This window comes from Streptomyces noursei, assembly GCF_016917755.1.
Classification (GTDB): Bacteria; Actinomycetota; Actinomycetes; order Streptomycetales; family Streptomycetaceae; genus Streptomyces; species Streptomyces yunnanensis.
Window position 1 is genome coordinate 2,601,398 of record NZ_CP070326.1, and the last position, 25,289, is coordinate 2,626,686.

24 protein-coding genes are annotated in these 25,289 nt (G+C 71.6%); 6 read left to right on the plus strand and 18 right to left on the minus strand.

The genetic code is table 11. The features are described from left to right. Positions 1-47: 47 nt before the first annotated feature. The 3 genes from JNO44_RS11515 to JNO44_RS11525 all read right to left on the minus strand — a co-directional run bounded on the left by JNO44_RS11515 (position 48) and on the right by JNO44_RS11525 (position 4,488). Positions 48-485 carry a hypothetical protein gene (locus JNO44_RS11515; RefSeq protein ID WP_235092895.1) on the minus strand — a complete coding sequence of 146 codons (438 nt, stop codon included), beginning with the start codon at positions 483-485 and terminating at the stop codon, positions 48-50. Positions 486-692: 207 nt separating this feature from the next. Further along, entirely contained in the window at positions 693-3,293 is a 2,601-nt protein-coding gene (locus JNO44_RS11520) for an ABC transporter permease/substrate binding protein (protein WP_205363632.1), read from the minus strand. After that, complete coding sequence (locus JNO44_RS11525; protein WP_205363633.1) at positions 3,286-4,488, minus strand: quaternary amine ABC transporter ATP-binding protein; 1,203 nt, start codon at positions 4,486-4,488, stop codon at positions 3,286-3,288. The genes JNO44_RS11520 and JNO44_RS11525 overlap by 8 nt, the downstream gene beginning before the upstream one ends. 245 nt (positions 4,489-4,733) lie before the next feature. On the opposite strand from JNO44_RS11525, the gene JNO44_RS11530 reads away from it, so the two are divergent. Further along, the gene (locus tag JNO44_RS11530; RefSeq protein WP_205369676.1) at positions 4,734-5,648 is read left to right on the plus strand and encodes a 5'-3' exonuclease; all 915 of its coding nucleotides are present in this window, start codon (positions 4,734-4,736) and stop codon (positions 5,646-5,648) included. A gap of 78 nt (positions 5,649-5,726) precedes the next feature. After that, positions 5,727-6,578: a siderophore-interacting protein gene (locus JNO44_RS11535; protein WP_205363634.1), complete on the plus strand. Its 852-nt coding sequence runs from the start codon at positions 5,727-5,729 to the stop codon at positions 6,576-6,578. Positions 6,579-6,606: 28 nt separating this feature from the next. Here the strand turns inward: JNO44_RS11535 and JNO44_RS11540 are convergent, their stop codons facing one another. Then, positions 6,607-7,302, minus strand: a complete 696-nt coding sequence (locus JNO44_RS11540) for a MerR family transcriptional regulator (RefSeq protein ID WP_205363635.1) — start codon at positions 7,300-7,302, stop codon at positions 6,607-6,609. A gap of 223 nt (positions 7,303-7,525) precedes the next feature. Between JNO44_RS11540 and JNO44_RS11545 the strand changes: the two genes are divergently transcribed. From JNO44_RS11545 to JNO44_RS11555, 3 genes are all read left to right on the plus strand, one after another. Next, positions 7,526-8,473, plus strand: coding sequence for a hypothetical protein (locus tag JNO44_RS11545; RefSeq protein ID WP_205369678.1), 948 nt, complete (start codon positions 7,526-7,528; stop codon positions 8,471-8,473). Continuing rightward, complete coding sequence (locus JNO44_RS11550; RefSeq protein WP_205363636.1) at positions 8,470-8,922, plus strand: ABA4-like family protein; 453 nt, start codon at positions 8,470-8,472, stop codon at positions 8,920-8,922. Before JNO44_RS11545 ends, JNO44_RS11550 begins: the two co-directional genes overlap by 4 nt. A gap of 329 nt (positions 8,923-9,251) precedes the next feature. Next, positions 9,252-10,376, plus strand: a complete 1,125-nt coding sequence (locus JNO44_RS11555) for an LLM class flavin-dependent oxidoreductase (RefSeq protein ID WP_205363638.1) — start codon at positions 9,252-9,254, stop codon at positions 10,374-10,376. 81 nt (positions 10,377-10,457) lie between these two features. Here JNO44_RS11555 and JNO44_RS11560 read toward each other — a convergent pair whose 3' ends face one another. The 11 genes from JNO44_RS11560 to JNO44_RS11610 form a co-directional block, all read right to left on the minus strand. After that, positions 10,458-13,274 carry a DEAD/DEAH box helicase gene (locus tag JNO44_RS11560; RefSeq protein ID WP_205363640.1) on the minus strand — a complete coding sequence of 939 codons (2,817 nt, stop codon included), beginning with the start codon at positions 13,272-13,274 and terminating at the stop codon, positions 10,458-10,460. 178 nt (positions 13,275-13,452) lie between these two features. Beyond that, entirely contained in the window at positions 13,453-14,409 is a 957-nt protein-coding gene (gene tatC / locus JNO44_RS11565) for a twin-arginine translocase subunit TatC (protein WP_205363641.1), read from the minus strand. A 63-nt stretch (positions 14,410-14,472) separates the two neighbouring features. Then, positions 14,473-14,772 (minus strand): Sec-independent protein translocase subunit TatA, encoded by a 300-nt coding sequence (gene tatA, locus JNO44_RS11570; protein WP_039637880.1) that lies wholly within the window; start codon positions 14,770-14,772, stop codon positions 14,473-14,475. A 208-nt stretch (positions 14,773-14,980) separates the two neighbouring features. Beyond that, positions 14,981-15,190: a hypothetical protein gene (locus tag JNO44_RS11575; protein ID WP_039637879.1), complete on the minus strand. Its 210-nt coding sequence runs from the start codon at positions 15,188-15,190 to the stop codon at positions 14,981-14,983. Between the two features lie 60 nt (positions 15,191-15,250). Continuing rightward, on the minus strand, positions 15,251-15,499 hold the full coding sequence (locus JNO44_RS11580; RefSeq protein WP_039637878.1) for a hypothetical protein: 249 nt from the start codon (positions 15,497-15,499) through the stop codon (positions 15,251-15,253). A 70-nt stretch (positions 15,500-15,569) separates the two neighbouring features. Beyond that, positions 15,570-16,520 (minus strand): helix-turn-helix transcriptional regulator, encoded by a 951-nt coding sequence (locus JNO44_RS11585; RefSeq protein ID WP_073445338.1) that lies wholly within the window; start codon positions 16,518-16,520, stop codon positions 15,570-15,572. A 14-nt stretch (positions 16,521-16,534) separates the two neighbouring features. Next, positions 16,535-17,545, minus strand: a complete 1,011-nt coding sequence (locus JNO44_RS11590; protein WP_039637876.1) for a helix-turn-helix transcriptional regulator — start codon at positions 17,543-17,545, stop codon at positions 16,535-16,537. Positions 17,546-17,659: 114 nt separating this feature from the next. Continuing rightward, positions 17,660-18,034, minus strand: coding sequence for an FKBP-type peptidyl-prolyl cis-trans isomerase (locus tag JNO44_RS11595; RefSeq protein WP_039637875.1), 375 nt, complete (start codon positions 18,032-18,034; stop codon positions 17,660-17,662). Positions 18,035-18,103: 69 nt separating this feature from the next. Beyond that, on the minus strand, positions 18,104-19,120 hold the full coding sequence (locus JNO44_RS11600) for an FKBP-type peptidyl-prolyl cis-trans isomerase (protein WP_205363642.1): 1,017 nt from the start codon (positions 19,118-19,120) through the stop codon (positions 18,104-18,106). Positions 19,121-19,274: 154 nt separating this feature from the next. Beyond that, entirely contained in the window at positions 19,275-20,636 is a 1,362-nt protein-coding gene (gene pafA / locus JNO44_RS11605; RefSeq protein WP_016570833.1) for a Pup--protein ligase, read from the minus strand. Between the two features lie 9 nt (positions 20,637-20,645). After that, positions 20,646-21,905 (minus strand): MFS transporter, encoded by a 1,260-nt coding sequence (locus JNO44_RS11610; protein ID WP_205363643.1) that lies wholly within the window; start codon positions 21,903-21,905, stop codon positions 20,646-20,648. A gap of 124 nt (positions 21,906-22,029) precedes the next feature. On the opposite strand from JNO44_RS11610, the gene JNO44_RS11615 reads away from it, so the two are divergent. After that, complete coding sequence (locus tag JNO44_RS11615) at positions 22,030-23,184, plus strand: LacI family DNA-binding transcriptional regulator (protein WP_240167524.1); 1,155 nt, start codon at positions 22,030-22,032, stop codon at positions 23,182-23,184. Positions 23,185-23,241: 57 nt separating this feature from the next. On the opposite strand, the gene prcA is transcribed toward JNO44_RS11615, so the two are convergent. The 3 genes from prcA to JNO44_RS45135 form a co-directional block, all read right to left on the minus strand. Continuing rightward, positions 23,242-24,117: a proteasome subunit alpha gene (prcA, locus tag JNO44_RS11620; protein WP_205363651.1), complete on the minus strand. Its 876-nt coding sequence runs from the start codon at positions 24,115-24,117 to the stop codon at positions 23,242-23,244. Positions 24,118-24,187: 70 nt separating this feature from the next. Beyond that, positions 24,188-25,033 carry a proteasome subunit beta gene (gene prcB, locus JNO44_RS11625; protein WP_205363652.1) on the minus strand — a complete coding sequence of 282 codons (846 nt, stop codon included), beginning with the start codon at positions 25,031-25,033 and terminating at the stop codon, positions 24,188-24,190. After that, a complete protein-coding gene (locus tag JNO44_RS45135) occupies positions 24,921-25,262 on the minus strand; it encodes an endonuclease domain-containing protein (RefSeq protein WP_420882634.1) in 342 nt (113 codons plus the stop codon). Before JNO44_RS45135 ends, prcB begins: the two co-directional genes overlap by 113 nt. Positions 25,263-25,289 lie beyond the last annotated feature (27 nt).

Sequence of the window (25,289 nt, forward strand, 5' to 3'; positions counted from 1 at the left end):
CGCGGGAAGCCGGCCGAGCGCAGCGAAAGGGCCGACACCGTGGGATGTCAACCAAGGGCCGCGGACCCCCGACGCCGCAGCCGATACGCCGCCCCACCCGCCACCGCCAACAGCGCCAACCCTCCGATCACCTGCGCCGCGCCGACGGAGTCGGCCCGCCCCTCGGTCACCGTCACGCTGTCGACGTGCCGGGCCCCGCCGCGCCCGCACTCGATGGTCACCTGGTAGCGGCCCGGTGCCACCTCCTGGCCGACCCGGACCTCCGCGGCCATTCCCCGGGCGACGGGCCGCAGCGCCACCGCCCCGAACAGCTCCGAGGCCGCGGTGGCCTGCCGGATCGGCCCGCACCATCCGCCGTCGTTGATGCTGACCCGCTCGCCGGCCACCACCGGATCGGGCTCGGCCGCGGCCCGGGCCGCCGGTGCGGCCAGGGTGACCGCGAGGAGGCCGAGCAGCACGGCGGCGGTCGGTCGGGCAGGCTTCACGGTCGGCTCCCGGGCCGGCCGCGGCTGCTGTGGCCGCCGAGGACGGACACCGGCACAGGGCGAGCGAACCACCGGCCGGCCCGCCGGGCCAGGCGGACGCGCCCAGTCAGGTGGCGGGCCGCCGCCACCGTGTCCGGGAACGACGGCGCGCCCCGCCGCCGGCCGTTGCCGGGGCGGGGCGCGCCGCCATGAGCCCGTGGTCCGGGGCTACTTCACCGGTGCCATCTTGTCCACGATGCCCGGGTGGTCGTCGATCCACTTCTCGACGCCCTTGTCCTCGTTGCCCTTTCCGGCGTCCTGGATGTCCTGCTCCAGGCTGCCGAGCTCGTCGGGGGACATCTTCCAGTTCTTCAGCCAGCCGTGGAACTCCGGGAACTTGTCCGGGAAGCTCTTGTTGGCGAGCGTCTTGATCTGGTTGTTGGCGCCCCAGGTGCCCTTGGGGTCGGCGAGCTTGGTGAGCTGGTACTTGCTGTACGCCCAGTGCGGCGACCACAGGACGACCGCGATCGGCTCCTTCTTGTGGTAGGCCCGGTCCAGCTCCGCGAGCATCGCGCTGGTGCCGGCCGAGGTGACCTCGAAGTCCGTCAGGCCGTAGGCGGGCAGCACGGTGCTCTTCAGGCGCTGCATCTCGCCGGTGCCCGGCTCGATGCCGATGATCTTGCCCTTGAACTCGTCCTTGTGCTCCCGCAGGTCGTCCATGGACTTGACGTCCTTGACGTACGAGGGGACGGCGATCTCCAGCGAGGTCTTGTCGTACCAGGCGCCGACGTCGGTGAGGTCGTTCTGGTACTGGTCCCAGTACTGCTTCTGGGCGACCGGCAGCCAGCCGTCGGTCTCCACGTCGATCTGGCCGGTGGACAGGCCGGTCCACATCGGTCCGACGTCGAGGTTGCGCAGGTCGGGGCGGTAGCCGCGCTTCTCCAGGACGTTCTTCCACAGGTAGGCGGTGGCGATGCCCTCGTCCCACGCCGGGTAGCCGATATGGGGGGCCTTGCCGGCGTCCTTGCCCTTGGCGTAGCTGGCGTGCGCGGACGGGGCGATCTTCTCGACCAGGCCCGGGTTCTTCTTCAGCCAGGTGCGGACGCCGTCCTGCTCATGGCCCTCACCGGCCGACTTGATGTCGTTCTCCAGGCTGGTGAGCTGCTTCTCGTCGAGGTGGAAGTTCTTCATCCACTTCGCGACCTCGGGCAGGTCCTTGCTGAAGCCCTTGCGGCCGATCAGGTGCAGGCCGTCGCCGGAGCCGAAGGAGCCCTTGGGGTCCTTGAGCTTGGTGAGCTGGTACTTGTCGTACGCCCAGTGCGGGGACCACAGGGTGACCGCGATCGGCTTCTTGTTGTGGAGGGCGCGGTCCAGCTCGCTCAGCATGGAGGCGGTGCTGGACTCCTGCACCTGGTACTCGCCGCCGAGGCCGTAGTCCTTGAGGACCTTGTCCTTGAGGATCTTCATCTCACCGGCGCCCGGCTCGATGCCGGTGATCCTGCCGCCGAACTCGGCGCCCTTGCCCTTGAGGTCGTCGAGCGTCTTGACGTCCTTGACGTACGACGGGACCGCGATCTCCAGCGAGGTCTTGTCGTACCAGGTGCCGAGGTCCTCCAGCTTGTCCTTGTACTTGTTCCAGTACTCGGCGTGGGTGACCGGCAGCCAGGCGTTGGTCTGGACGTCGATGTCGCCGCGGGCCTGCCCGGCGAAGAGCGGGCCGGCCTCCAGCGCCTGGACCTTGGGCTTGTAGCCGCGCTCCTCCAGGATCTCCTTCCAGAGGTAGGTGGTGGCCTTGCCCTCGTCCCAGTTGACGTAGCCCAGGGTGATCGGCTTGCCGTTGCCGCCGGACCCGGCGCCGCCGCCCTTGTTCAGGTAGCTCATCCCGCCGGCCAGCAGCGCCAGGACGACGACGCCGACCATGGCCACCGAGGTCGCCGGCCGCCAGTGCAGGAACCTCCATCCGCCCAGCGCCGCCTGCGCCTTGGCCAGCGCCCGCCGGCCGAGCGGCGAGACCCGCTGGTTGAGCGCGCCGGTCATCCGGTCCAGGTACATGGCGAGGATGACCACGGCGAGGCCGGCCTCGGCGCCCAGGGCCACGTTGACCGAGCTGATGGCGTTGTAGACGGAGGCGCCCAGGCCACCGCCGCCGACCATGCCGGCGATCACGACCATGGACAGCGCGAGCATGATGACCTGGTTGATTCCGGCCATGATCGTGGGCAGCGCCAGCGGCAGCTGCACCCGCAGGAGGGTGCGCCGCGGGTGGGTGCCGAACGCCTCGGCCGCCTCGACCAGTTCCTCGTCCACCTGCCGGATGCCCAGCTCGGTCATCCGCACCGCGGGCGGCATGGAGAAGACGATGGTGGCGACGATGCCGGGGACGACACCGAGGCCGAAGAAGAGGATGCCGGGGATGAGGTAGACCATCGCCGGCATGGTCTGCATCAGGTCCAGCACGGGGCGCAGCACCCCGCCGACGACCTTGCTGCGGGCCGCCCAGATGCCCAGCGGCACCGCGACCACGACGGTGATCAGGCAGGCCACCAGCACCAGCGAGAGCGACTCGATGGTCGGGTTCCACTGCTGGATGGAGTCGATCAGCGCGAAGCCGAGGAAGGTGAGCACCGCGGCCGGCAGCCCGCGCAGCCACCAGGCGAGCACCGCCAGGATGCCCGCCAGGATCAGCGGTTCGGGGGCCGCGAGGACGGTGTGGATGGCGTTGTAGAGGCCGTTCAGGACCGTGGTGATCAGGTTGAACAGCCAGTCGAGGTTGTCCCGCAGCCAGTTGACGGCGTCGTTGGCCCAGCTGCCTATCTGGATCCTAGGCATCGGCGGCCACCGTCCCCTCGGTCCCGGTCTCGGTCCCGGTCTTGGCGGAGGACCCGGACTGGGTCGGCACAGCAGGGGGCGCGGCTCCAGCCGCTCCAGTGGAGCCGGTGCTTGCACCGGGTGCCGGTCGGCCCGGCTCGCCGAGGACGGCGAGCAGCCGCTCGGCGGTGACCGCGCCGGCCAGTTCGCCGCGCTCGTCGGTGACCGCGACCGGTACGTCGCTGGCCGAACAGGCGCTGAACAGCTCCACGAGCGGGGTCTCGGTGCCGACGGTGGCGGGCGCGGCGGCCCGGAACTCGGCGGCGGTGCCGAGCTTCGTCCCGTCCGGGCAGGTCATGCCGAGGACGGTGCCGACCTCCGCCATGACCGCACCGGCGGTCAGCACCCGACTGCGGTCCACGTCCTGGATGAAGGAGGCGACATAGTCGTTGGCGGGCCGGACGAGGATGTCCTCGGCGCTGCCGGTCTGGACGATCCGGCCGTCGCGCATGACCGCGATCCGGTCGCCGAGCCGCATCGCCTCGTTGAGGTCGTGGGTGATGAAGACGATGGTCTTCTTCAGTGTCTTCTGGAGCTCCAGGAGCTGGTCCTGCATGTCGCGGCGGATCAGCGGGTCGAGCGCGCTGAAGGACTCGTCCATCAGCAGCAGGTCGGCGTCGGTGGCCAGCGCGCGGGCCAGGCCGACCCGCTGCTGCATACCGCCGGAGAGCTCGTCCGGCCAGGACTTCTCCCAGCCCTTGAGTCCGGCCAGCTCCAGCGCCTGGGTCGCGCGCCGCTCCCGCTCGGCGCGCGCCACGCCCTGGACCTCCAGACCGTAGGCGGCGTTCTCCAGCACGCTGCGGTGCGGGAAGAGCGCGAAGTGCTGGAAGACCATGGAGATCTTCCGGGAGCGGACGGTGCGCAGCTCCTTGTCGCTGAGCGAGGTGAGGTCCTGGCCGTCGAAGCGGACGGTGCCCGAGGTCGGTTCCAGCAGCCCGTTCAGCATGCGCAGCAGCGTGGACTTGCCGGATCCGGACAGACCCATGACGACGAAGATCTGGCCCTCGTCCACCTCGATGGAGGCGTCGATCACCGCGGCGGTGGTGCCTTCGGCCCGCAACTCGTCCCGGCCGGCGCCGGCCTGGAGTTTGCGGACCGCGTCCTCGGGTCGTCTGCCGAACACCTTGTACAGGTGCTCGGCTTGCAGCCTGGACACATATACCTCTCTTGTCGCACGAGAAACGACCTGCCACCCCCGCAGGGTCCGTCCGATGGGTCGGCAGGTCGTGGTGCGGGACGAGTTCCGCTCGTCTTCACCGGCGGTGTGGGAAAAGTTCGGCCGGGCCCGCTCCGGCTGCGCGCCTGCCCGGCTTTGTAGGGCTCAAACACATCGGTGATTCAGCTCACAACGCAGGCACGTTTGGGGCATACGGCATCATGCGGGGTGTGACTCGACGCCTGATGCTCCTCGACACCGCCTCCTTGTACTTCCGCGCCTATTTCGGGGTACCGGAATCGGTCAAAGCCCCGGACGGCACCCCGGTGAACGCGGTGCGCGGACTGCTGGACTTCATCGCCCGGCTCGTCCAGGACCACCACCCCGACGACCTGGTCGCCTGCATGGACTTCGACTGGCGCCCCCAGTGGCGGGTCGATCTGATCCCCTCCTACAAGGCGCACCGGGTCGCCGAGGAGGCCCCCGCGGGCTCGGCCGCGCCCGACACGGAAGAGATCCCGGACACCCTCTCCCCGCAGGTCCCGGTGATCGAGGAGGTGCTCGACGCGCTGGGCATCGCCCGGATCGGCGCCGCGGGCTACGAGGCCGACGACGTCATCGGCACCCTGACCGCGCGGGCGAAGGGCCCGGTCGACATCGTCACCGGCGACCGCGACCTCTTCCAGCTCGTCGACGACGCCCGCGGCATCCGCGTCCTGTACCCCCTCAAGGGCGTCGGCACCCTCCAACTCACCGACGGGGCGCTGCTGCACGAGAAGTACGGCGTGGACGGCCCCGGCTACGCGGACCTGGCGCTGCTGCGCGGCGACCCCAGCGACGGCCTGCCGGGCGTCCCGGGCGTGGGCGAGAAGACCGCCGCCAAGCTGCTGGACGCCTACGGCGACCTGGCCGGGATCATCGCCGCCGCCGAGGACCCGTCCTCCAAGATCACCCCGGCGCAGCGCAAGCGGCTCACCGAGGCGCGCCCCTATCTGGCGGTGGCCCCGAAGGTGGTCAAGGTGGCCACCGACGTCCCGGTGCCGGACGTCGACCACGCGCTGCCGGACGAGCCGGCCGACCCGGAGCGTCTGGAGGCGCTGGCCGCACAGTGGGGCCTGGGTGGCGCATTGCAGCGGTTGTTGGTCACACTGCGACGGTGACCTGTTAGGTTAGGTAAACCTAACCGGCGGTGCCGCCCGCGAGCGCGCCCGCCCTCGACCGCGTCAGGGGAGACCACCGTGGCAGCAGAGCGACCGGCCCGCAGCACGCCCACACTGCACCGCGCCCGGGTGCGGCGCACCGAGCAGCTCACCCCGCACATGATGCGGGTCGTCCTGGGCGGCGAGGGACTGGCCGCGTTCGACGCGGGCACCTACACCGACCACTACGTCAAGCTGGTCTTCCCGCTGCCGCACATCAGCTACCCCGAGCCCTTCGACATGGGCCGCATCCGGGCCGAGCTGCCGCGCGACCAGTGGCCCCGGACGCGCACGTACACCGTGCGCGCCTGGGACCCGGCGGCGCGCGAGCTGACCGTGGACTTCGTCGTCCACGGCGACACGGGGCTGGCCGGGCCGTGGGCGCTGGCCGCGCGGCCGGGCGACGAGATCGCCTTCCTCGGCCCCGGCGGCGCCTACGCCCCGGACGCCACCGCCGACTGGCATCTGCTGGCCGGCGACGAGAGTGCCCTGCCGGCCATCGCCGCCGCACTGGCCGGGATGCCGGCGGACGCGGTGGGGCACGCCTTCGTCGAGGTCGCCGACGCCGAGGAGCGGCAGGAGCTGACCGCGCCGCCCGGCGTGACGGTCAACTGGCTGTTCCGCGGCGCCGCCCCGGTCGGCCGCGAACTGGTCGCCGCCGTACGGGCGTTGGAGTTCCCCCAGGGCCGGGTCCAGGCGTTCGTGCACGGCGAGGCGGGCTGCGTGAAGGAGCTGCGCAAGCTGCTCCGCGTCGAGCACGCCGTCCCCCGCGAGGCGCTGTCGATCTCCGGCTACTGGCGCACCGGCCACGACGAGGACGGCTGGCAGGCCGGCAAGCGCGCCTGGAACGACCAGGTGGAGGCGGAGCAGGAGCCCGTGGCGGCGGCCTGACGCTCCATCACGCCGAGGGCGGCACGACTCAGGACGGGTCGGCGCCGCCCTTCTCCATACCCTCGTCCGCGCCGCCCCCCGCCACCGGCCGGCCCTCCCCGTACCCCTCGTACCGCCGCGCCGAGCGGTCGACGTGCGCCAGCCGCCGCAGCGCGGTGAGCACCGCGTCCCCGAGGACGGTCCCCACCACCACGCTCTCCACCAGTTCCTCCACGTCCGCGTGGCGCCCCACGTACGCCAGGTCGGCGTCGGCGATCTGCTCGCAGGCGTCGGCGTAGTCGTCGAGCACCTCCACGAACGCGCCCTGCCCGAGGTCCTGGAAGGCGGCCAGCGCGACCGCCATGGCCTCGGCGGCCGGGTGGCCCTCCTCGGCCAGCCAGCCGCGCCGACGGATCAGCTCCGCGACCGTCCGGCGGGCCTGCGGCAGCCCTTCCGGGCGGCCGGGCGGCACCGGGGTGATCGCGTCGTGCGCCGCCCCGAGCACCTTGTGCACCGCCCCACCTGGTGCGTCCACGGCGGCCAGCACCTCGCGCACCGCCGCGACCGAGAGACCACCGACGTCGATCAGCCCGCGGATCAGCCGCAGCCGGCGGACGTGACTCTCGTCGTAGCTGGCCTGGTTGGGGCTGGTGAGCCGGCCCGCGGGCAGGAGCCCCTCGCGGACGTAGAACTTGATCGTCGGGACCGCCACGCCCGTCTCGCGACCCAACTCACCGATGCGCATCCGATGCCCTCTCCGTCCCGGACCCCGGTCCCGGGATCCGCGTGTTCCGCAATGTCCGGGCGCCCCACCACCACCCGGCCTTGCCAACCGGCCTCCCATCATAGATAGTCGCGCTATCAGATAGCGGAGAGCACCACTATCCGTAGTGCAACTATCCACTGTTCTTCCAGGGGGTTCCGTGCGCATGTCCAGATACCGTTCGCTGCTCGGCTTCTCATGGGCGATGGCCGCACTGGCCGTGATCGCGGCGGTCGGGATGATCGTCGACGACCGGGTGTTGGTCGGCGCGCCGATCTGGTTCAAACCGCTGAAGTTCGCGGTGTCGTTCGCCGCCTACGGGCTGACGCTGGCCTGGATGCTGTCCCGCCACCCCGCCCCGGGCCGGGCCGGCACCTGGGCCGCGCACACCGTCGTGGTCGCCGGCCTGATCGAGATGGCGATCATCGTCGGCCAGACGCTGCGCGGCCGGCGCAGCCACTTCAATATCGAAACCCCGCTGGACCGGGGCCTGCTCCTGGTCATGGGCGGCACCATCGTCGCCCTGTGGACCGCCACCCTGGTCCTCGCGGTGCTGCTGTTCCGGGCCCGGCTGGGCGACCGCGCCACGACCTGGGCGATCCGGCTCGGCGCACTGATCGCCCTGGCCGGACTGCTGCTCGGCGGGCTGATGGTGATGCCCACCCCCGAGCAGCAGGCCCAGCAGGCCGCGGGCCTCGCGCCCACCCTCATCGGCGCGCACAGCGTCGGCGTCCCCGACGGCGGCCCGGCCATGCCGCTGACCGGCTGGAACACCACCGGCGGCGATCTGCGCATCCCGCACTTCGTCGGCATGCACGCCCTCCAGACCCTGCCGCTCTTCCTCTACGCGATCGAGGCGCTGGCCCGCCGCAGCGCCCGACTGCGCGACGAGCGGGTCCGGCTGCGGCTGGTGCTCACCGCGGCCGGTTTCCTCACCGGGCTGCTCGCGCTGGTGACCTGGCAGGCACTGCGCGGCCAGGCCCTGATCCACCCCGACGCGGTCACCCTCAGCGCGCTGACCGCCCTCGCCGTCGCCACCACGGCCGGCGGCTGCGCGGCGCTCCACCCCTCCCCCGCCGCCGATGCCGCCACCAGCACCGACACCGACACCGACACCGAACAGACCTGCCGCCCAACGGAGTTGACCCGATGACGGACCGCACCCTCTTCAGTCTCGCGTTCGTCCTCGCGGCCCCGTTCTGGGCCCTGCTGATCCTCGCACCCGGCCGCCGCTGGACCGACCGGATCGCCGCCTCACCGCTGCCGATGGTGCCGGTCATCGGCGTCTACCTCGCCCTGGCCATACCGGTCTTCCCGCAGCTGTGGGCCGCGGTGAGCCGCCCGGACCTGGCCGGCTTCCAGCAGCTGCTGGCCCTCGGCGGCGGCGCCGGGGCGATCTGGGCGCAGCTGATCGCCTGGGACCTCTTCCTCGGCCAGTGGATGTACCGCGAGGCGCGCACCCTGGGCATCCACCCCTTGGTGATGGCTCCGCTCCTGGCCCTGACCATCCTGCTCTCCCCCTTCGGCGTCCTGCTCTTTCTGTGCCTGCGCGGCACGCTCCGGCTACGAGGCCGGCAGCGGCGACCAGTGGCGTCGAACTAACCCCTCCGTCATGCGCGTTGGGGCGAGCAGGCGGTCGAGCGCGCAGAAGCGCCCGACTTCCGACGGCACATGCTTTCCCGAGCAATGGTTGACGGCGCATGGACCTGCCTGTTCCACTGGCCCCATGCGACCTCAGCAACGGCTGGTCACCCGGGACCACATCGACTTCGGTCGCGTGTGGTCCGCCTCCTGTTGCCTCTGACGTCACGGTGTCGCGCCGGGCGCACCGCCCCGCACACCCGCATGCCGCCCTGCCGGTATTCCCGCGCACCGCGCATGCCCTCGCATGCCCACCCACGCATGATCGACGAGAAGACGAGGCCGCACCCATGCCTGTCGAGTTCCTCGGCATAGCCGCCACCCACGACGGTTCCGAAGTCACCCCGCGCTCCGGCGTCTCCTTCGACAAGGACTACACCCTCGAACTCGCCCGCGCCCACGAGGAGTACGGCTGGGACCGGGTCCTGTTCGCCTACGGCTCCGGCTCCCCCGACCCCTCCCCGGCCGCCGCCTATGTCGCGGCCCACACCGAGCGGCTCCAGCTCCTGGTGGCGCACCGCCCCAACGTCTCCTACCCGACGTTCGCCGCCAAGACCTTCGCCACGCTGGACCGGATCAGCGACGGCCGGCTCGCGGTGCACTTCATCACCGGCGGCAACGACCACGAGCAGCGCCGCGAGGGCGACACCCTCACCAAGGACGAACGCTACGCCCGCACCCGCGAGTACATCCGGATCGTCAAGAAGGTCTGGACGAGCCGGGAGCCCTTCGACCACGAGGGCGCGCACTACCGCTTCCAGGACTTCGTCTCCGACACCTTCCCCGTCCAGCAGCCGCATCCGCGGGTGTCGTTCGGCGGCTCGTCGCCGGCGGCCTACGCGGCGGGCGGCGCCGAGGCGGACATCTACTGCCTGTGGGGCGAGCCGCTGGCGCAGACCGCCGAGCAGATCGCGTCGGTCAAGGCGGCCGCCGCCGCGGCCGGCCGCACCGACGCGCCCAGGATCCAGGTCGCCTTCCGGCCGATCATCGCGCCCACCGAGGAGCTGGCCTGGGAGAAGGCCCACCACACCCTGGCCCGGATCAAGGCCCGCAAGGCGGGCGGGGCACTCAGCCGCCGCCATCCGCTGACGAGCCCTCAGAACGCCGGCTCGCAGCGGCTGTTGGCGGTGGCCGCGCAGGGCGAGCGGCACGACCGGGCGCTGTGGACGCCGACCGCCGCGGAGACCGGCGGCGCCGGCAACTCCACCGCCCTGGTCGGCACGCCGGAGACCGTCGCCCAGGCCCTGCTGGACTACTACGACCTGGGCGTGACCATCCTCTCCGCGCGCGGCTACGACCTGCTCGACGACGCCATCGACTTCGGACGGCACGTCATCCCGATCGTCCGCGAGGAGGTCGCCAAGCGCGACGCCCGGCGCGGCACCGAACGGGCGGCGGAGCGCACGGCGTCCTGACCGCTGCCGCCGCGGCACCCACCGCGCCGCGGCGTCGGAACATCCCGCTCCGACGCCGCGGCCCGGCGGCCGCTCAGCCGCTCAGCCGACCGACGAGTACGCCACGACTCCGCGCAGCACCCCGTCCATCGCCTTGCGCGCGGACCGCGCCACCGTGCCCTCGGTCGGCGCCGCCGCCGCGATCTGCCCGAGGACGTCCACCAGCTGCTTGCACCAGCGGACGAAGTCGCCGGCCGGCATGTCCGCCTCGCTCAGCACCTCGTCGAGGCCGAAGCCGGAGGCCCAGCGGTACGCCGCCCAGGCGAAGCCCAGATCGGGCTCCCGCTGGCCGACACCCTCCGCCTGGCTGATCTTGTGGTCCTCCTCCAGGGCGTCCAGCCGGCCCCAGATGTGCACCATCTCCGCCAGCGCGTCCCGCGCCTTGCCGGCCGGGAGCTTGGGCGCCACCGCGTCGTCCGCCTGCCGCGCCTCGTAGACCAGCGCCGAGGCGCAGGCCGCCAGCTCCGCGGGGCCGAGGTCCTCCCAGACGCCCTCCCGCAGACACTCGCTGGCCAGCAGGTCCAACTCGCCGTAGAGGCGGCCCAGTCGGCGGCCCTCGTCGGTGACGGTGTCGCCTTCCAGGTAGTCCAGCTCGGTCAGCAGCGCGCAGATCCGGTCGAAAGTGCGGGCGATGGTGTTCGTCCGGCCCTCGATCCGGCGCTCCAGCTGACGGGTGTCCCGCAGCAGCCGGTGGTAGCGCTCCGCCCAGCGGGCGTGGTCCTCCCGCTCGTCGCAGCCGTGGCAGGGATGCGCGCGGATCTCCTTGCGCAGCCGGGCGACCTCGCGGTCGTCGGCCGCCTCCGCGCGCGGCTTGCGGTGCCGCGAGGGCACCAGGTGGCCGGCCTTGGTGCGCAGCGCGGACGCCAGATCGCGGCGCGACTGCGGACTGCGGGCGTTGAAGGTGCGCGGGATCCGCATCCGGTCCAGGGCCGTCACGGGCACCGGGAAGTCGATCGAAGCGAGCCGCTTGACCTGCCGCTCGGCGGTGAGCACCAGTGGCCGCGGGCCGTCGTGGGCGTCCAGGCCGCGGTGGCCGTTGGTCCGCCCGGAGGGCATACCGGGATCCAGCACCAGCGCCAGTCCGGCGTACTTGCCCGTCGGCACGTGGATGACATCGCCCGGTCGGAGCTTCTCCAGCGCCGCCGCGGCGGCCGCGCGCCGCTGGACCGCGCCCTGCTTGGCGAGTTCGGTCTCGCGGTCCTTCAACTCCCGCCGCAGCCGCGAGTACTCCTCGAAGTCGCCGAGGTGGCAGATCATCGCCTCGCGGTATCCGCCCAGGCCCTCCTCGTTCCGCTGCACCTGACGGGTGATGCCGACCACCGACCTGTCGGCCTGGAACTGCGCGAACGACATCTCCAGCAGCTCCCGCGAACGATGCCGCCCGAACTGCGAGACGAGATTGACCGCCATGTTGTACGACGGCTTGAAGGAGGAGCGCAGCGGGTACGTCCGGGTCCCGGCGAGACCGGCCAGCGCGGCCGGGTTCATCCCGCGCTGCCACAGCACCACCGCATGGCCCTCGACGTCGATCCCGCGCCGCCCGGCCCGGCCGGTCAGCTGGGTGTACTCGCCGGGGGTGATGTCGGCGTGCTGTTCGCCGTTCCACTTGACGAGCTTCTCCAACACCACCGACCGCGCGGGCATGTTGATGCCCAGCGCCAGCGTCTCGGTCGCGAAGACGGCCTTGACCAGGCCCTTGACGAACAGCTCCTCGACGACCTCCTTGAAGGTGGGCAGCATCCCGGCGTGGTGCGCCGCGATGCCCCGCTCCAGGCCCTCCAGCCACTCGAAGTAGCCGAGCACGTGCAGGTCGTCGTCCGGAATGCCGGCCGTCCGGGCCTCGACTATCCGGCGGACCTTCTCCCGGGCCTCCGTGTCATTGAGCCGCAGGCCGGAGTGGAGGCACTGCTGGACGGCCGCCTCGCAGCCGGCGCGGCTGAAGATGAAGGTGATCGCCGGCAGCAGGCCCTCGTTGTCCAGCCGGTCGATCACCTCGGGCCGGCTCGGCGTCCAGATCCGGGCGCGCTGGCGCCGCTCCCGCTCCCGGTCGGCCTCGCGCATCGTGCGGCCGCGCCGCTTGTCCCGGCCGAACGTCGGCCGGCTGCCCTCCATCCGGGCCAGCCGCTCCAGGTCGGGGTTGACCTCGCGGCGGCTGCCGGCGGCGCCGTTCCGCTCCTCGAAGAGGTCGTAGATCCGGCGGCCGGCGAGGACGTGCTGCCACAGCGGGACCGGGCGGTGCTCGGAGACGATCACCTCGGTGTCGCCGCGGACGGTGTCCAACCAGTCGCCGAACTCCTCGGCGTTGGAGACCGTCGCCGACAGCGACACCAGCGTCACCGACTCCGGGAGGTGGATGATCACCTCTTCCCAGACGGCGCCGCGGAAGCGGTCGGAGAGGTAGTGCACCTCGTCCATGACGACATGGCCCAGGCCGGTCAGCGACTGCGAGCCGGCGTAGAGCATGTTGCGCAGCACCTCGGTGGTCATCACGACCACGGGGGCGTCGCCGTTGACGCTGTTGTCGCCGGTCAGCAGACCGACCTTCTCGGGACCGTAGCGCTTGACCAGGTCCTGGAACTTCTGGTTGGACAACGCCTTAATCGGCGTGGTGTAGAAGCATTTTCGGCCCTGTGTCAGGGCCAGGTGGACGGCGAACTCGCCGACGATCGTCTTGCCGGATCCGGTGGGAGCGGCGACCAGTACACCCTTTCCGGCCTCCAGGGCCTGGCACGCCTCGACCTGGTACGGGTCCAGGTCGAAGTCGTACAGCTCCCGGAACGGCGCGAGTGCGGTGGCCTGCTCGGCCGCGCGGATTTTGGCGGCGGCATAGCGCTCAGCAGGGGACATGTCCTCGGTCATCGTGCTTACGAGACTACCGGCCACCTCTGACATCGACCGGATCTTTATGGCGGCCCTTTACCTGCCCGCCCGTCACGACCACCGCCCACAGCCGCGGCCCCCGGCTCGAAGAGCGCGGGGGCCGCGAAATCCGTTCCGCGGAAGGTCACTTCACGTGACCCCGCGACTACCCATCACCTCACGTGACGTCGTCGTAACCGCGGCGCCCGTCCTGGGCACCGTCCCCGTCGGTCTGCTCCGGCAGCATCCGGGTCGGCGCGACCGGCTCGATCGCCTCTATGTCGGTGGGCGTCAGGTCGAGCTCGGACGCCTCGTCGTCGGCCAGTTCCCGGTCGGGGTTGGCCAGCCGCCGGCGGCGGTCGTTGAACAAGCAGATGCCCACGGCGCCGAAGTACAGCAGCACGATCGGCGCGGCCAGCAGCGACATCGTCAGCGGGTCACCGGTCGGCGTGGCGACCGCCGCGAAGATCGTGATGCCCAGCACCATGAACCGCCACCAGCTCAGCACCCGCTTACCGGTGAGCACACCACCGAAATTCAGCAGCACCAGCAGCAGCGGCAGCTCGAAGGAGAGTCCGAAGACCAGGACCATCCGCGTGACGATGTCGAAGAAGTCGTCGGCCGGGAAGAGGTTGGACCAGTCGCTCGGGGTCAGGCCGACCAGCGCGCCCGCGGTGGTCGGCAGCACCGCGTAGGCGAGGTAGGCGCCACCCAGGAAGAGCGGCGCACCGGCGGCCACGAAGCTCAGCGCGTACTTCTTCTCGTGCTTGTGCAGGCCGGGAGCGAGGAAGGCCCACAACTGGTAGAGCCAGAGCGGGCTGGCTGCGACCAGGCCCACGGTCAGCGACAGCTTCAGCATGATCGTGAACGGCGCGATGAAGCCGTTCGCGACGATCTCCGCGCACGGATGGGGCTGCCCACCGGCGGAAGCACCACCCTTGGGGCAGCCCACGGCCGCGATGGTCGGCCCGGTGATGAAATGGGCGATGGGGTCGTACTGCCACATGGCGACGACGGTGACCACGAGGATCGCAAGCACCGATTTCAGCAGCCGGTTGCGCAGCTCACGCAGATGCGCCGCGAGGGGCATCCGCCCCTCGGGGTCCTTCTGCTGATTGCGGGCAGACTTGAGCAACCCACTTCCTCGTCTCGTACGTCAGCCGCACCGACGGCGTCGGCACGGCCGGGATCGGCTGGGTCAGCTCTGGTTGGTGCGGTTCGGCTCTGCCACGGGGCGCGAGCTGGCCACGTCACCGGGCGCAGCCTGAATCGTACGAGGCGCCTGCTGGGCGGCGTCGGCCGGAGCCTGCGACGCGGTGCCGGCGTCAGCCGTCCGCTCCGCCTCGCTCTCCTTCTTCATCGCCTTGGCCTCGCTCTTGAGGATGCGGGCCGACTTGCCGAGCGAACGCGCCATGTCCGGAAGCTTCTTCGCGCCGAACAGCAGGAAGATCACGGCGATGATCAGCAGAATCTCGGGGAGCCTCAGGTTGGCTAGCATGTGCGACTACCTTCTCGCCGGGGCGGCGTCTCCTGTGGTGCCTGCCGATGGAGTCGGACTGGCGTCCTGGTGGTGCCTCGATCGTAACGTTCGGCGGTGAACGTCCGGCAATCCCCGTGCATCCTGTGGATTGACCGCGCCACCGCGGTGTCTGAACCGCTGAGCAGCCTACCTTCCGGACGTCCGGGTCAGCAGGGTGCTGCCGCCGTCAGCTACGGTCGCGTCCCACGTCGTGCATCCGGGAGGCGAGCGGCACCGCGGCCCGTTCCAGGTCCTGTGCGGCCCGCTGGATCCGCTCGGTCGCCGTGCCGACCTCCCTGGCCAGCCGCCGCACCTCCGCGAAGACGCGGAGGGCGAGGACTCCGAGGACGGCGATCCCCAGGAAACCGAGGGCGACAGCGATCATGGGCCAGAGCATGGGGCGAGCCTATCGGGCCGCCCCGGCCCGAAAGGCCCGGCGGGCGGAGCGCGGCAGCGATCAGCCGGTGTGCAGCCGCAGCGTGCGCACCCCGCCGCCGGTCAGCAGCTCGACGATCCGCTCCCCGGCCGGCCGGCGCACCGCCCGGCCGCAGTCGGGGCAGGTGAAGGAGTAGAAGGTGGTGCGGCGGCTGGCGCCGATGGCCAGCCGGAAGGCGTCCGAGGCCAGCTCGAAGCGCCCCCGGCACTCCGGGCAGGCCGCCTTGAAGAGCACCGGAGCGGCCATGTCCGCCAGAGTGGTCGTCGCCATCGTGGTCGTCATCCTTCGCTGCCTCCTACCGGTCATCGGTGCGCCGGCCCGCCACCAGGGCGGGCCGGTCTCACTCGCCGTACGCCGTGAGCGCCTGCCGGGCGGCCTGCCGGGCGCTGGCCGCCAGCGCCGGCGGCGACACGATCCGGCCGTCCCCGCCCAGCCGCAGCGCCAGCCGGCGCAGCGACGCCGGGTCGGGCGTGCGCAGGGTGATCCGCAGGCCCCCGTCGGGGAGTTCCTCGGCACTGTCGTGCGGGTAGTACTCGGCGACCCATCGGCCGCCGGGCCCGACCTCGACGGCGACCTCGGGATCCTCGGCCGCGGGCTGGACCAGCCCCTCCGAGAGGTCGCGCAGCTCGACCGGCGGCGGGTCGGCGGGCGCGTCCAGCAGTTTGATCTCGGCGACCCGGTCGAGGCGGAAGGTGCGCCGGGCCTCGGAGAGCCGGCACCACGCCTCCATGTAGGTGTGGCCGACGGCGAAGAGCCGGATCGGGTCCACCTCGCGCTCGGTCAGCTCGTCGCGGGCCGGGGAGTAGTAGCGCAGCCACAGTCGGCGCCGCTCGGCGATGGCGCGGTCCACGTCGGCGAAGACCCCGCCCTCGGACTCGAAGGTCACCGACAGCCGGGAGCTGGCCCCGGCCGCCTCGCCGGCCGCCGCCTCCAGCTTGGCGGTGGCCCGCAGCAGCGCCTGCCGGTCGCCCTCGCGCAGCCCCGGGAGGGTGGCCACCGCACGGGCCGCCACCAGCAGCGCGGTGGCCTCGTCGGCGGCCAGCCGCAGCGGCTCGGCGACGTCGTCGGGGTTGTGCCACCAGATCCGGTCGCCGTCGGTGTCGATGTCCATCAGATCGCCGCCGCGGAAGCTCGTCCCGCACATCGGCAGCACGTCGAGGTCGGCGATCAGCTCGTCCTCGGTGATGCCGAAGGCCCGGGCGACGTCGTTGACGCGGGCGCCGGGGCGCTCGCGCAGATAGGTCACCAGCGACAGCATCCGGCGGGTCTGGTCGATCGCGTTCGTAGCCATGTTCCGTCCCCCACTCAGCCCTTGGCCACCGCGCGCAGCCGGTCGATGACCTCGGCCCGCAGCTCCGCCGGTTCCAGTACGACCACATCGGGCCCGAACTCCACCAGCCAGGCGTCGAGTCCGTGCCCGTAGGGGATCTCCAGCTCGTCCCAGTCGCCGTCCAGCGCGCGGACGGCCAGCGCCCGGGCGCGCAGCGGATAGCCGTGCCCGGTGCGGAGCTTGATCCGCGCGGTGCCGGTGGCGGTCTCCCCCGCCCAGCGCTCGACGGTCTCGCGGACGGTGACGTGGTCGGGCACCGGCGCGGTGAACTTCCCTTGCCGGGAACGGACTTTGCCGGTGATCCGGGAGAGCCGGAAAACCCGCTCGGCGCCGCGGTCCCGGTCCCAGCCGGCGACGTACCAGTGGCCGCGCCAGCACTCCAGGATCCAGGGCTCGATGTGCCGCTGCTCGGGGTGGGCGGCGTTGGACTTGCGGTAGTCGAAGACGACCGGACGGCGGTCCCGGCAGGCCAGCATCAGCGGTTCGAAGGCCGCCTCGTGGGTGGGGATGCGGGGCTCCAGCGCGCTGTGCGGCGCTCCGGCCTCCACCTCGTCGCGCTCCCCGGCCAGCGGCATCCCGGCCGCCCGCAGCTTCTGCAGGGCGCCGCTGGCCGCGCCGGCCAGCCGGGCCTGCTGCCAGACCTTGGCGGCCAGCCCGAGGGCCGCGGACTCCTCGGCGTCCAGCGTGATCGGGGGCAGCCGGTTGCTGTCGCGGCGGGCGAGGTAGCCGACCTCGCCGTCGATGCCGTCCACGGTCTCGATGACCAGGCCCAGCTCGCGCAGGTCGTCCTTGTCCCGCTCGAACATCCGGTTGAAGGAGTCGTCGCCGGCGGTGCTCCCCGTCCCGAAGCCCGTCCCCGCGCCCGGCCCGAAGGCTTCGACGTAGGCCTCGATCGACGACCGCAGCTCGTGCTTGGTCAGCGGGCGTCGCGTCCCCAGCAGGCACAGCGCCAGATTCATCAGCCGCTCGGCCTTGGCAATCGCCATCGACGCCCTTTCTCGTTGGCTCCCAACGGGTGACCGTACCGCCCTGGGTGCGTACCGCAAAAGCGGAGGGCCCGCGCCGGTCGGCGCGGACCCTCACTGCGTCCTACGGGCGTCTCAGACGGCGACCAGGTCGCAGACGAAGATCAGCGACTCGTTGGGCGCGATCCGGCCACCGCCGGCGCCGCGCTCGCCGTAGGCGAGGTGCGGCGGGATGGTCAGCCGGCGCCGGCCGCCCACCTTCATGCCCTGCACACCCTGGTCCCAACCCGCGATGACCTGGCCGGCGCCCAGCTGGAACTGGAGCGGCTTGCCGCGGTTCCAGCTCGCGTCGAACTCCTCGCCGGTGCTGAAGGAGACGCCGACGTAGTGCACGGAGACCATGTCCCCGGCCTTGGCGACCGGCCCGTCACCCTCCCACAGGTCCACGATCTCCAGGTCAGTGGGAACCGGGCCCTCGGGGAAGTCGATCTCGGGCTTGTCGATGTTCACGTATGTGCTCCTACTTGCGAATCTTTGCGATTACCGGGTCAGTCTGGCAGATCGCGCAGGTCACCCGGGTCAGACCGTGCCGACGATGTCGACCACGAAGACCAGGGTGTTCTTCGCCAGCTCGTGCTGCGGGCTGGCGCCGTAGCCCAGCTTCGGCGGGATCACGATCTCCACCCGGTCCCCGACGTGCTTGCCGACCAGCGCCTGGTCCCAGCCCTGGACGACCTGCCCGGTGCCGATCTGGAAGGCGGTCGCGCCACCGTGGTCCCAGGACGAGTCGAACTTCTTCCCGTCCTCCCACTTCACGCCGGTGTACTGGGCGATCAGGCCGTCACCGGCCTTGACCTCCGGGCCCTTGCCCTTGATCAGCACCTGCTGCTTGAGGTCGGTGGGCGCCTTCTCCCCCTGGGGGATGGTGATCGTCGCGGCCTTGTCGTCCTCGGCCTTGACCTCCGGCATCCCGTCCTCCGGCGCCGCCTGGGTGCCCTCGGCCTTCGCCTTCTTGTCCACCTTCTTCGCGCCGACCACGTCGACGACCCAGACCAGGCCGTCCTCCGGCTTGATCCCCGACTGCGGGTTGAGGCCCTCGCCGATCAGCGCCTTGGCGGTGCCCTCGACCTCGAACCGGCCGCCGACCTTCTGCCCGGCCGCGGCGGTCAGCACCTTCGGCGGCAGCATCTGCTGCGTCATCTGGTCGGTGACCTCGGTGACGACCTGGGTGCGCGCCGCACCCGGCTTGGCGCCCGGCTGCGGCGTCCAGCTGCTGCCGAGGTTCTGGCCCTTCATGGTCTGCGCGGAGAAGTCCAGCCGCACCAGATCGCCCTTGTTGACCACCGCGCCCTTGCCCTCGACCAGGGTCTTGGTGACGGCCTTGTCGGCCGGCTTGGCATCCTTGGGCACGGAGATCGTCGGCTTCGCACCGGGCTTGCCCGTCACCTTGACCACCGCCTCGTCGGAGGTCTTGCCCTCGTCGGACCCGCAGGCGGCGGTGAGGAGCAGAACGGGCACCGCCAGCGCGGCAGCGACGGCGCGACGGGTGTGCGTGGCGAAGGGGCGGGGGAAGCGCCCCCCGGGAGAATTCAGCATCTGTCCAACTCGGGCTCGTGGGGTAGATGGGCAATGCCCGCCACTCTACGACCTGTCGCTGTGGCCGCTTCCGGTAAACACAGCAGCCCGGCGCGGCACGACGATGCGCCGGGAGCATTCACGCTCCCGGCGCACCGCTGCGCATTCCGGACACTCACATTCCGGCGATCAGCTTCTCCACCCGGTCGTCCACGGAACGGAACGGGTCCTTGCACAGGACCGTGCGCTGCGCCTGGTCATTGAGCTTCAGATGCACCCAGTCGACCGTGAAATCACGACGCTGTTCCTGGGCCCGGCGAATGAAGTCGCCGCGCAACCGCGCGCGCGTGGTCTGCGGCGGAACCGACTTGCCCTCGAAGATCTTCAAGTCGTTGCAGATCCGTGCCGCTTGCCCCTTCCGCTCCAGGAGGTAGTAAAGACCCCGGCGGCGGTGGATGTCGTGATACGCGAGGTCTATCTGGGCCACGCGCGGATGGGACATGCTGATGTTGTGCTTCGCGCGATACCGCTCGATGAGCTGATGCTTCATCACCCAGTCGATCTCGGTCGCAATACGGTCGAGCTCCTGGTCGCGAACGGCTTCCAGCGTGCGGCCCCACAACTCCAGGACGCGCTCGACGGTGCCCGTGCGGATTCCGCGGCGGTCGCAGAAATCCACGGCCTTTTCGTAGTACTCCTGTTGCACTTCGAGCGCGGACGCCTCACGTCCGCTGGCCAACCGCACCTTGCGCTGTCCGGTGGTGTCATGACTGACCTCGCGGATCGCCCGGATCGGGTTCTCCAGCGTCAGATCGCGCATGACGGTGCCCGCCTCGATCATCCGCAGCACGAGGTCGGTGGCCCCGACCTTGAGCATCATCGTGGTCTCGGACATGTTGGAGTCACCGACGATGACGTGCAGACGGCGGTAGCGCTCGGCGTCCGCGTGCGGTTCGTCCCGGGTGTTGATGATCGGCCGGGAGCGGGTGGTCGCCGAGGAGACGCCCTCCCAGATGTGCTCGGCGCGCTGACTGACGCAGTAGACCGCGCCACGCGGCGTCTGCAGCACCTTGCCGGCGCCGCACAGCAGCTGCCGGGTGACGAGGAACGGAATGAGGATGTCCGCGAGCCGGGAGAACTCGCCGTGCCGGGCCACGAGATAGTTCTCGTGGCAGCCGTAGGAGTTTCCCGCCGAATCGGTGTTGTTCTTGAAGAGATAGACGTCGCCCGCGATTCCCTCCTCGTGCAGGCGGCGTTCGGCGTCGACGAGCAGACCTTCGAGAATGCGTTCGCCGGCCTTGTCGTGGGTGACCAGCTCGGTCACGTTGTCGCACTCGGGAGTTGCGTATTCCGGGTGTGAACCCACGTCCAAGTACAGGCGGGCGCCGTTCCGCAGGAAGACATTGCTGCTGCGGCCCCATGACACGACACGGCGGAAGAGGTACCGCGCCACTTCGTCAGGCGACAGTCGGCGCTGTCCCCTGAACGTGCACGTGACGCCGTACTCGTTCTCCAGCCCGAAAATGCGGCGGTCCATGACTGAACATTACGCCTGATGGCCTGCTCTGAAACCGGGTTCGACAGCCCCGTTTCGATCATTTTCCGCCCGGACCGCACCGGCGGCGGGTACCACCGGTTCCCCGAGGAATCGCTTCATCGACAAAAGCACCAGCAGCGCGGCGACTCCGGAGGCGCCGGCGACCGCGAACCCCGAGGCCGGTCCGCCGCCCTCCAGCACCGGGCCGGCCACCGAGGCGCCCACCGCCGAGCCGACCCCGAACGTCGTCACCAACCAGGAAAACGCCTCCGTCACCGTCCCCTTGGGCGCATGCCGGTCCACCACCACGAACGCGCAGGCCAGGGACGGCGCCAGGAACACCCCGGCGAGACCGGTCAACGCCGTCATCCCGGCCACCCCGGGCACCAGGAACAGCGGGAGATAGCCCAGCGCCAGCAGCGCCACGAGCAGCCGCAGCCGCGCCTCCGGGCGCCCCGGCCACTGCCGGGCGCCGTAGACGAGGCCGCCGAGCAGCGCGCCCAGGCCGAGCGCGGAGAGCAGATAGCTGGAGACCATCCCGCCGCCGTGCCGGTCGGAGTAGGCGACCGCCGCCACCGCGATCGACCCCAGCGCCAGCCCGACGAAGAAGAACGCACCGATCAGCACGAGCATCCCGGGCGAGCGCAGGGCGCCGAGCCAGTGCGCGTCCCGGGGCGCGCTGCGCCACTGCCGCGACGGCGCGGAGACCGCGACGGAGAGCGCGCCGAGCACCCCGATCGCGTTGATCACCAGCAGCGCCGCCCCGGCCGACCAGGCCGCCACGCAGAGCGTGACCAGCAACGGCCCGACCGCGAACATGACTTCCTGGGCCACCGCGTCGAGCGCGTACGCGGCGTGCACCCGGTCCGCCCGCTGGAGCACGCCGGGCCACAGCGCCCGCAGCCCGCCCTCCAGCGGCGGGGTGAAGAACCCGGCGATCGCCACCGCCCCGTAGGCGGCCCAGCGCGGCTCCACCCCGACGGCGGCGAGCAGCGCCATGCCGAGCGCGGAGAGCACCGAGGCGGGCAGCATCACCCGGGGCTGGCCGTAGAGGTCCACGGCGCGGCCGAGCAGCGGCTGACCGACGGCGTTGCAGACGCCGTAGATCGCGGACAGCGCGCCGGCCAGGGCGTAGCTGCCGCCCTGCCCCCGGACGAAGAGCACCAGCGCCAGCGCCGCGGTGGCGTTCGGCAACCGGCCGATCAGGGTCCCGGCCAGCAGCCGGGCGGCATACCGGGTCCTGAGCAAATCCGCATATCCCGCGGCCACGCCTGCCCCTCTCCGCCCGGCCCGACGCCGGGACGTGTTACGTATAACTTACGGCGTCATACGTACCATGGCGGCAACCCGCGGGTCCACCCCGCAGTGCCGGACCCAAGGAGTGACGCACCCGGTGAGCAGCCACGAGGGCGCTGTGCCCGCCGTCCCCGAGCTCGCGCGGGCAGGCACCCCCGACCGGGCCGCCGCCCGGGTCACCAGCCGCGACGTCGCCCGCGCCGCCGGCGTCTCGCAGGCCGCGGTCTCCCTGGTCCTCGGCGACAAATGGCGCGGTCGGGTCTCCCCCGGCAAGGCCGAGGCGGTCCGGGCCGCCGCCCGCGAGCTGGGCTACCGCCCCAACCTCGCCGCCCGCAGCCTGCGCACCGGCCGCACCCGCACCGCGCTGCTCGTCGTCCCCGCGCTCACCACGGAGTTCTTCGCGCGGGTCTATACGGGAGCTGCCCGGATCGCCGCCGACCACGACTTCGGCGTGGTCCTCTACCCCTCACCCGAGGGCATCGGCCCGGCCCGCCCGTCGCCCTCCACCACCCACGGCGGAAGGCCCGTTCGGGCCCCTTTGGTTCCCGACCCCTTCGCCTCCGCCTCGGCCGCCCTGGACGGCGTGATCGCCTCGTCGATGGCGGCCGACGCCCTGGCCGCGCTGCGCACCCCCGGACTGCCGCTGGTCATGCTCGACAGCGACCCCGGCGACGCCACCGCCTCGGCCACCGTCAACCTCGACATCGCCGACGGCGTACGGCAGTTGACCGCTCACCTCACCGGCCTCGGACACCGCCGGATCGCCCACCTCGCGGCCGACGTGGACTCCTGGACCTTCGCCGTCCGCACCCGGACCCTCACCGACGCCCTGGCCGGCACCCCGGACGCGGTCGTGCACCGGGTGCCCACCGCGCTGGGCGTGGACGCCGGCCTGCGGGCCGCACACACCGCGCTGACCGTCCCCGGGCCCCGTCCCACCGCGCTGCTGTGCGACGACGACATCATCGCCGCCGGCGCCTGCAAGGCGGTGCGCCGCCTCGGACTGCGGGTCCCCGAGGACGTCTCGGTCACCGGCTTCGACGACCTGGCCCTCGCGGTCGCCGTGGAGCCGGAACTGACGACCGTGCGGCTGCCCGCCGAGGAGTTCGGCGAGGCCGGGATGCGGGCCCTGATGGCCGTCCTGGACGGTGCCCCGACCGACGCCGCCACCCTCCCCGTCGCCCTCGTCCCGCGCGGCTCCACGGCGCCGCCGCCGGACACCCCGCACAACACCGCGCGCCCCGGCGGGTGATGACCCACCGGGGCGCGCGGTCCGGGCGGCCGGCCCGGAAGCGGTGTGCCGCGGTCCTCAGTCGTCCGCGGCGCCGGACTCCGGCTCGTCGGCGTCCGCCGCGGACGCGCCGGAGCCGTTCTTCCCCGCGGCGCCGCCCTTGCCGGCGCCCTTGCCGTTCCCGCCGGTGGAGCCGGTGCCCGAGGACTCCCCCGCGCCCTCCCCGGGCTGGCCCTTCTCCTGCTCCCCGGCGGCGTGCCCGTCCAGCAGCCGGGACAGCTGCCGCCCCAGGATCCGCTTGAACTTCCGCTTCTGCGGGCGGGTGCGGTCCAGTACCGCCACTTCGAGGTGCTCGGCGGTCAGCGTGCGCTCGCCGCCGTTGGTGTCCCGGGAGAGCGAGTCCACCGCCAGCCGGAGCGCCTCCGCCAGGGTCATGCCGTCCCGGTGGCGCTGGTCGAGGTAGCTGCTGATCTGGTCGGCGTTGCCGCCCACCGCGACCGAGCCGTGCTCGTCCACGATCGAGCCGTCGTGCGGCAGCCGGTAGATCTGGTCGTCCTCGGGGGCGTTGCCGACCTCGGCGACGATCAGCTCGACCTCGTAGGGCTTCTCGGCCGCGCTGGAGAAGATCGTGCCGAGCGTCTGGGCGTAGACGTTGGCCAGCCCGCGGGCGGTCACGTCCTCCCGGTCGTAGGTGTAACCACGCAGGTCGGCGTAGCGGACGCCGCCGATCCGCAGGTTCTCGAACTCGTTGTACTTGCCGACCGCCGCGAAGGCGATCCGGTCGTAGATCTCGCTGACCTTGTGGAGGGCGCGGGAGGGATTCTCGGCGACGAAGAGCACGCCGTCGGTGTACTGCAGCACCACCACGCTGCGGCCGCGCGCGATGCCCTTGCGGGCGTACTCGGCGCGGTCGGCCATGGCCTGCTGGGGTGAGACATAGAACGGCGTCGACACCGGCTATCCGTCCCTTCCTGTCAAAAGCTCTCTCGCTGTCTGGGGGCGCACTGCGGAACCATCCGTCCCGTCAGAGCAGCGCGGCGCGCGGGCCGTCGGGCTGTTCGAGGCGGCGCTCGTGCACGGCACGGGCGATCTCCGAGACCTCGGCCTCGGTCAGCTTCTTGAAGCCCTCTTCGGTGATCACCGTGACGATGGGGTAGATCCGCCGCGCCATGTCCGGCCCACCGGTCGCCGAGTCGTCGTCGGCGGCGTCGTAGAGCGCCTGCACGACGGCGGTGGCGGCCTGATGCTCCGTGAAGTCCTCCCGGAAGAGCTTCTTGAGCGCGCTGCGCGCGAAGACCGACCCGGAGCCGGTCGCCGCGAAACCGTGCTCCTCCGAGCGCCCGCCGGTGACGTCGTAGGAGAAGATCCGGCCCTTCTCGCGGTCGAGGTCGTAGCCGGCGAACAGCGGCACCACGGCGAGGCCCTGCATGGCCATCCCGAGGTTGCTGCGGATCATCGTCGAGAGCCGGTTCGCCTTGCCCTCCAGGGAGAGTTGGGCTCCCTCGACCTTCTCGAAGTGCTCCAGTTCCAGCTGGAACAGCTTGACCATCTCCACCGCGAGACCGGCCGTGCCCGCGATGCCGACCGCCGAGTACTCGTCGGCCGGGAAGACCTTCTCGATGTCGCGCTGTGCGATGACGTTGCCCATCGTCGCCCGGCGGTCGCCGGCGAGCACCACACCGCCGGGGAACGAGGCCGCCACGATGGTCGTGCCGTGCGGGGCCTCGATGACCCCCTGCACGGCCGGCAGCGGGCGATTACCGGGCAACAGCTCGGGCGCGTGCTGCCCGAGGAAGTCCATGAAGGACGAGGATCCAGGCGTCAGGAAGGCAGCCGGCAGACGCCCGGTGCTTGGAGTGTTGGCTTCCACACGTTTCCTTCCGGATACTCGGCCGCCCGCCCGAGGTACGTCCGGCCGACTCCTTGAATTGACCCAAGGTTGCGTTGCAGCTGAAGCAGAGTACGCCTCGGACCCTACCCGCCCCGGAGCCGTGATCCACATCGTGGGATCCCGATATCGAACGGACCGGGCGGCACCGCCCGAAGCCGTGCGCGCCGGCCGGGCACCGCGCGCGGGAATTCCTCTCCCCACCGCGCACGGCACACCGACCGGCGGGCGTCAGATA